Here is a 7,682-nt window from a genome sequence, read left to right as displayed (position 1 = left end):
AGCAAGCTCCCTCGCCACAGAAGCGCGCTGTCCTGAGCTCAGCGATCACTCCGCCTTCTTCTGCGCCTCTTCCAACTCCTGCAGGCGCTTGTCGATCAATTGGCACTTGTCCGGCAGATCCTTGCTGGAAGTCCCCAGATCCATGGCTTGCAATTCGTCATTCATTTCCTTGGCCTTGGACGGATCCTGCTCGGTGAGCTTGGCCACTTTATCCGCCAGTTGCTCGCGCTTGAGGGTGGCTTCTTCAGGCGTGCACGTAGCCCAGGCGGGCAGGGCGCAGGCGAGAGTGGCGGCGAGGGTGAGTTTGAGGAGGGTTTTCATGGCTCGGGCCTCGTATTCCTTTGTTGGGCGGGTAAAGGGTGGAGGCTGGCTTCGAAGGGAAAGTTCATTTAAACGACGGGGGTTCCCGGTCTCAGGCGAGGGACTGTTGACCCTCTGATTTCCGATGAGCGGCTACGTCTGGTGGCTTTGAAGGTGGGCGGTTAGTTGACGCCAAAATGATGGCTCATTAATATTGCGCCACTATTTTGATATCGTTTTTTTCGAGGGATCGAACATGTTCTCACCCGCCCCTTGGGCGAGGTTGTGCGTGGCTTTGCTGTGCCTTTCTCCGCTTTCCCTGGCTCATGCCGCCCCAACTCCCGGCGACACCGACCTGATCCGCGAACGCCAGAATCGCTTGCTCGAAGAGCAGCGCCGGCGTCTGGAAGAACTCAAGGACCTGCCGGGCAAGGAGGCGAAGCCAACCCAACAGACAGTCCCTGCCGATACCCGTTGCTTTCCCATCAAGACCGTCGAACTCAAAGGCGCCGACAGTTTGTCCGCCAGCGATCAGGAGCGTTTGCTCAAGCCCTACATCGGCCACTGCCTGGGCGTGCCGCAGCTCAACGAGTTGCTCAAAGTCATTACCGACCACTACATCGAGAAAGGTCTGGTCACCAGTCGTGCCTATTTGCCGCAGCAGGATTTGTCCACCGGGCATCTGAGTGTGTTGGTGGTGGAGGGACGACTGGAAGGCCTGAAGGGGGCCGAGAACAGCGGGTTGTCCGAGCGGGAATTGGCGATGGCGTTTCCCGGCAAGACCGGCGACCTGGTCAACCTGCGGGAAATCGAGCAACTGGTGGACCAGCTCAATCGCCTCCCTTCGAACCAGGCCAAAATGGAGCTGACCCCTGGCCAGAACGTTGGAGGCAGTGAAGTACGCGTCACCAACGATCCACAAAAGCCTTGGCGCGCCGGCCTGTCCCGCAGCAACGACGGCCAGCGCAGCACCGGCGAACAACAGTGGGGCACTCGTTTCGAGTGGGACAGTCCGCTGGGATTAGCCGATCAGTTGATGTTGCGTGGCGGCCACGACGCGATGACCGACCACCAGCACACCTCGAACAACGCCATGCTCTATTACAACTTGCCTTGGGGCTGGTGGAACGTCAGCTACACCTACAGCCAGAGCGAATACCGCTCACAGATCCCGGCCAACGGTTTCAATTTCAAGCAGACCGGCGACAGCCAGAACCATCAGTTGCGTGTCGAACGGGTGATCCACCGCGACGCGGTGAGCAAAACCTCTCTCAACACTGGCCTGGCCTACCTGCGTACCAACAGCTACATCGAAGACAGCAAACTCGATGTCAGCAGCAATCGCCTCAGCGAAGGCCAGTTCGGCATCAACCACGGTCGTCGGGTCGGCAACGCTTTCGTCAACCTGGATTTGGGCATGCAGCAAGGCATCGGCGCCTTCGATGCCCAAGGTGACGACGACCCAAGCCCTGGTCAGGCCAACTCCCGTTACCGCAAATACACCGCCACCGTGAGCTACCTGCAACCGTTTCAAGTGTGGGGCGAGTCCTTCAGCTTCAGCAGCCTGATGACCGGCCAGCGCAGCGAGGACGTGCTGTTCAGCCCCCAGCGCATGAGCCTGGGCGGGGAATCATCGATTCGTGGCTACAAGGATCAATCCTTGGCGGGGGACAGTGGTGGCTACTGGCGCAACGACCTGCGCTGGAGCCGTCCGGTGACCCTGGAATGGCTGCGTCCGGTGTTCGCCGAGTACGGCACCAGCCTGGGTTACGACCAGGGCGTGATCCGGGGCGATCGCTACAACGGCGACCAGCATGGGCGCATGTCGAGCAATTCCCTGGAGTTGTTTGCCCGCGGTCAACACCTGAGCGCCAGCATGACCTTCGCCCATTCCCTGGAACGCCCGGATGCCCTGACCGAGCGCGAAGCGCCGATCTACTTCCGCCTCGACCTATCCATTTAATCCGCTGCAACGAGACCCGATCATGGACGACCGCCATTACGCCTTCCTGACCCGCCAACCCTCTGCTGTCGTGGAGAGCCGTGAGCGGTTTCTAGGCATGCCCAAACGCGGCCTGGCGTTCCTGTTGGCCAACGTCATGTTCTGGCAACCGATGTGGGCCCAGGCGGACGGCATCGTGGTCAGCGCGCCGGGCACCGGACTGGACCGGGCGGGCAACGGCGTGCCCATCGTCAACATCGCCAAGCCCAATGGCAGCGGCCTGTCCCACAACAAATTCACCGACTACAACGTCGGCAGCAACGGCATCATTCTCAACAACGCCACATCCCGGACCCAGTCCACGCAACTGGGCGGGATCATTCTCGGCAACCCGAATCTCAACGGCACGGCCGCCACGACCATCCTCAACGAAGTCAACGGCGGCAACCCCAGCCAACTGCGCGGCTACACCGAAGTGGCGGGGCAGTCGGCCCACGTCATCGTCGCCAACCCGTATGGCATCACCTGCAACGGCTGCGGCTTCATCAACAGCCCGAAAGTGACCCTGAGCACCGGCAAACCGGTGGTGGAAAATGGTCGGTTGGATCGCTACCAGGTGGACCAGGGCAGCGTCTCCATCGAAGGCGCGGGGCTCAACGCGAACAACGTCGACCATTTCGAAATCATCACTCGCAGCGCCAAGATCAATGCCGAAATCCAGGCCAAGAACCTGACGATTGTCGCCGGTCGCAACGATGTCAATGCAGAGACTTTGAGCGCCACCGCTCGCGCCGATGACGGTAGTGTGAAGCCGGAACTGGCGATCGACTCGTCGGCGCTGGGTGGCATGTACGCCGGGGCGATCAAGTTGGTCGGCACAGAAGCTGGGGTTGGGGTGAAGCTGGACGGCAAGTTGATTGCCAGCGGCGGGGATATTCAGCTCGATGCCAATGGGCATTTGAGCATGGTCGATACCTCGGCCACGGGGGCGGTTAACGTCAAGGCTGCGAGTCTTGATGTGCGGGGACCGGTTTATGCCGGGACGACTCTGAACGCCCAGACCCAGGGCAATCTGACGAACCAACAAACCCTGGCAGCGCGGGACGGCATCGTCCTGAACGCCGGTGGGCAGTTGAGCAACAACGGGATTATTGAAGCCGGGGTGAATGCGGATAACACGCGTAATGCCTCGGGGGATGTGAGCGTTACGGCGCAGAGACTGAATAACAGCGGCAAGAGCATCGTTGCCAGTCGTCACCTCACGGCGAACGTTGCGCAAACGCTGAGCAACCAGGGCGGCACGCTCAGCGCCGGGCAAACCGCCACGGTCAAAGCCGGGACGCTGGATAACCAGAACAAGGGCCGGGTGCTGAGCAGCGGCGCGCTGAACGTCACCGCCGACAAGCTGCTCAACACCCAAGGCATCGTCAATAGCAACGGCAATCTGACGGCTGATGTCGGGCAGTTGAATAACCACGACGGCGAAGTCTCCAGCGCCGCCACCCTGACAGTTACCAGCGTCGCCCTGGACAACAGCAACGGCCTGCTCAGCGCCAAGGGCACCACTCGCGTCACCACCGGCGTGTTCGACAACACCGCCGGCGGTTACCTGGTCAGTGGCGACACCCTTGACCTGACTGCCACCCAAGTCAACAACGGCGCCGCCAGCCGCATTGCCAGCGACAAGGCGCTGACCGCCAGCGTCACCGGTCTGGATCAGCAGGGCGGCGAACTGTTCAGCAAGACCGCCTTGACCCTGGACCTGAACAACGGCCAGTTGAACAACCTCAAGGGCGTGATCAACGCACCGGTCCTGGTGCTGAAGAACCTAAAGGACGTGGACAACCGTGGCGGCGAAATGTCCAGTGCCCAGGCCTTCACGCTGGCGGCCCGCAACCTCGACAACCGCGACGGCAAGCTGATCAGCAACCAGGCGCTGACCCTGCGGATCGACCAGGCGCTCAACAATATCAAGGGGCTGGTTTCCGCCCAGTCCATCGACACCCATAGCGCCAGCCTGGACAACACCGGTGGCCTGATCAGCAGCCGTGGCGCGCTGGTCATGACCGTGGACGGCCAACTGACCAATCGGGACGCCGCGATCATTGCCGACGGTGACCTGCACATCGAGGCCGCGGACCTGGACAACGGCGCCGGCCAGATCGCCGGCAAAACCAACGTCACGGCCACTATCGACAGTGTGAACAACCAGGGCGGCCAGATGATCGCCCTCGGCGGATTGACGCTGACGGGCGCCTCCCTGGACAACCGCAGCGCAGGGCTGATCGGTGCGACCGACACGCTGACGTTGAACGTCGGCTCGATCGACAACCGTGGCGGCGAATTGTCCGGCCACGGCGATGTTGCTTTGACAGGCGACGCGCTGGACAACAGTGACGGCGGCCAAGTCATCGCCAACGGCGCGTTGGCCCTGACGGTTAAAGAAGTACTCAACCGCACCAAGGGCCTGCTGTCCGGCAAGACCGGCCTGACCCTGACCGGCGCGACGCTGGATAACAGCGGCGGCGCGCTGCTGACCCAGAAGAACCTCGGCGCTCACCTCGACGGGGACTTGAGCAACATCAAGGGCACATTGAGCGCCGAAGGTACGCTTGACGTCACTGCTGCGAGCCTCACCAACACCTTGGGCAGCGTTTCCAGTGCGGGAGTGTTGGCTCTCACCCTCGATAACGCCCTCCTTAACCAGGGCGGTCAAATCGTCACCTATGCCGGCCTCACCCTTAAAAGCGCGAGCCTGGACAACCGCAACCTGGGCAGCATCAGCGCCAAGCAAGCGGTCGTCGTTGAAACCGGCGCGTTCGACAACAGCCAGGCCGGACAGCTCAGCAGCGGCACGCACCTCGATCTCACCGCAAAACAATTGACCAACCAGGACGGCGGCCGCATCGCCAGCAGCGGTGCGCTGACCGCCAGCGTCACGGGCCTCGATCAGCAGGGCGGCAAGCTTTTCAGCAACGCGTCGCTGAGCCTTGATCTGAACCAAGGGCAACTGAACAACCAGAACGGCTTGATCAACGCACCCTTGCTGATGCTGAAAAACCTCAAGGGCGTCAACAACGCCGGCGGCGAAATTTCCAGCGCCCAGGCGTTCACCCTGGCCGCGCAAGACCTGAACAACGACAACGGCAAGTTGTTGAGCAACCAGGCCCTGACCCTGCGCGTCGATAACGCGCTGACCAACCTAAAGGGCCTGATCGCCGCCGCCGCGCTGGACGTCGAGGCCGCCAGCCTGGACAACAGCGCCGGCACCCTGACCAGCCGCGCCAACCTCGACCTGAACGTGTCCGGACCGCTGATCAACCAGAGCCAGGGCCTGATCAACGCCGCTAACGCCTTGACCATCAGCGCCAGCGATCTGAATAACCGTCAAGGTTCGTTGCTGGGCAGCGCCATCGCCATCGACTTCGGTGCCGCCACTGGCGATCTGAACAACAGCGCCGGCCTGATCACCACCGCCGGTGTACTCAGCCTCAAGCACCTGCGGGACCTGGACAACCAGGGCGGCGAAATCTCCAGCAGCCAGAACCTCGACCTGACGGCTCGCGATCTCAACAACAGCGCCGGCAAGCTCATCAGCAACGGCCTGCTGACCGTCAACGCCCGCGACGTCATCAACCAGGGCGGCCTGGTGTCCGGTTTCAAAGGCATCGACCTGACCGCCGCAAGCCTGGATAACCGCAACGCCGGCACCCTGTCGAGCCGCGACGAAGACGTCAGCGTGACCTTGAGCGGCGCGCTGCTCAACAGTGCTGACGGCGCATTGGCGAGCAAGAAAAAACTCACCGTCACCGCGGCCAGCCTCGACAACCGCGGCGGGATTCTCTCCAGCGGCACCGACCAGACCCTGACCGTCACCGGCGGTGTGCTGAACAACGCCCAGGGCGGCTTGATCGACAGCGGCGCCGCGCTGGTCATGACCGCCATGGCCCTGGGCAACGTTGGCGGCACGGTCAACGCACAACAAGCGTTGACGTTCACGGGCACCACCCTGGACAACACAGGCGGCAACCTGAGCGGCAATGCCGCCGTGACCTTTGATCTGCTCGGCGCCCTGACCAACACCAACGGCAAACTCGCCAGCGCCGGCCCGCTGCGGGTCGAACGCGCCACGCAGGTCGACAATCAGGGCGGCCAGATCGCCAGCCAAGGCCTGCTGACCTTGCTCATCGGCGGTCTGGACAACCGCAATCGCGGCACCGTCGCGGCCAATGACGCGCTTATCTTGACCACTTCCGGTGCGGTGCAAAACAGCGCCGACGGCCTGATCTACAGCCAGAACGGTAATGTGCAAATCGACGCGGCCAACCTCGTCAACGGCAAGGGCACCGTGCAGAGCCAGGGCAACCTGACCCTGGTCGTCAATCAAGACGTCGACAACCAGAGCGGCCGCATCCAGGCCAAGGCCGGTGACCTGAGCGTTGAAGCGCGCCACCTCGACAACCGTGGCGGCGTACTCGCCAGCCTCCAAGGCCTGCTGAAAACCGACCTGACCGGCGTGCTGAGAAACGGCTACGACCTGAACAACAACCGCCAGGGCGGCATCACCCAGGCCCAGCACCTGAACCTGATCGCACTCGGCGGTCTGGATAACTATGGCGGACGCATCTCCGCGCAAACTGGCGATGCCGTCATCACCAGCGGCAACATCGACAACCGCAACGGCGGCCTATACGCCAAAGGCAAGGTCAACGTCACGGCCAACAATTTCGACAACAGCGGCGACAACGACGGCCAGATCGCCGGCAGCCAGATCGACCTGAACCTGACCGGCGCCTTGAACAATCGCCTGGGCATCATCGAAAGCGACAGTACCCTGGCGATCAAGGCCGCGAGCCTGGATAACCAGACGGGTCAGATCCGTGCGTTGGGTACGGGTGGCAAGACCAACTTCCAGATCGGCGGGTTGTTCGATAACCGCAGTGGTGTGCTGGAAAGTGCCAACACCGATCTGAGCCTGGGAGTGGGCAACTTGCTCAACGCGGGAGGGAGCATCCTGCACGTCGGCAGCGGCAACTTCGGCATTGCCACTAACAACGTCGTCAATGCGGGGGGCAGTTTTGTCACGCGCGGTGCCTTGACCCTCAATGCTGATAGCTGGACCAACACCAGCGTCCTGCAAGCCGGCACGCTGAACGTCAATGTCAATAACTTCACTCAGACCGCGACCGGCCAATTGCTGGCGACAACGGCGTTTGTGGGCAGCGGAGTCAACTGGCGCAACGACGGGCTGCTCGCCAGTGACGGTACGTTGGTGTTGACGCTCGGCGGGACGTACTCCGGAAGCGGTCGAATGACCAGTCTCGGTAACCTGACCGCTGGAGCCGGACAGTTAGAGTTGGCTGACGCCGCAAGCATCGCGGGCGGTGCGACAACTGTTATCAACGTTGGCGGGCAATTGACCAACTACGGGCAGTTGTCA

General features: G+C 62.1%; 3 protein-coding genes. 2 read left to right on the top strand and 1 reads right to left on the bottom strand.

Annotated features, from left to right (window positions below):
- Positions 1-45: 45 nt before the first annotated feature.
- Entirely contained in the window at positions 46-321 is a 276-nt protein-coding gene (locus OC610_RS16845; RefSeq protein ID WP_264429192.1) for a hypothetical protein, read from the bottom strand.
- A 235-nt stretch (positions 322-556) separates the two neighbouring features.
- Between OC610_RS16845 and OC610_RS16840 the strand changes: the two genes are divergently transcribed.
- Positions 557-2,263 (top strand): ShlB/FhaC/HecB family hemolysin secretion/activation protein, encoded by a 1,707-nt coding sequence (locus OC610_RS16840; protein WP_181286763.1) that lies wholly within the window; start codon positions 557-559, stop codon positions 2,261-2,263.
- A gap of 22 nt (positions 2,264-2,285) precedes the next feature.
- Positions 2,286-7,682, top strand: a 5,397-nt coding sequence (locus OC610_RS16835; RefSeq protein ID WP_264429190.1) for a two-partner secretion domain-containing protein, incomplete at its 3' end; no start/stop codon positions are given.

Source organism: Pseudomonas agronomica (genome assembly GCF_025917275.1).
Taxonomy (GTDB): domain Bacteria; phylum Pseudomonadota; class Gammaproteobacteria; order Pseudomonadales; family Pseudomonadaceae; genus Aquipseudomonas; species Aquipseudomonas agronomica.
Note: the sequence above shows the minus strand (reverse complement) of the source record. Positions and strands in the feature narration are given on the sequence as shown.

Excerpts from the sequence above, each read along its gene's own strand:
- OC610_RS16845 (WP_264429192.1), bottom strand. The coding sequence starts at position 321 with ATGAAAACCCTCCTCAAACTCACCCTCGCCGCCACTCTCGCCTGCGCC.
- OC610_RS16840 (WP_181286763.1), top strand. The coding sequence starts at position 557 with ATGTTCTCACCCGCCCCTTGGGCGAGGTTGTGCGTGGCTTTGCTGTGC.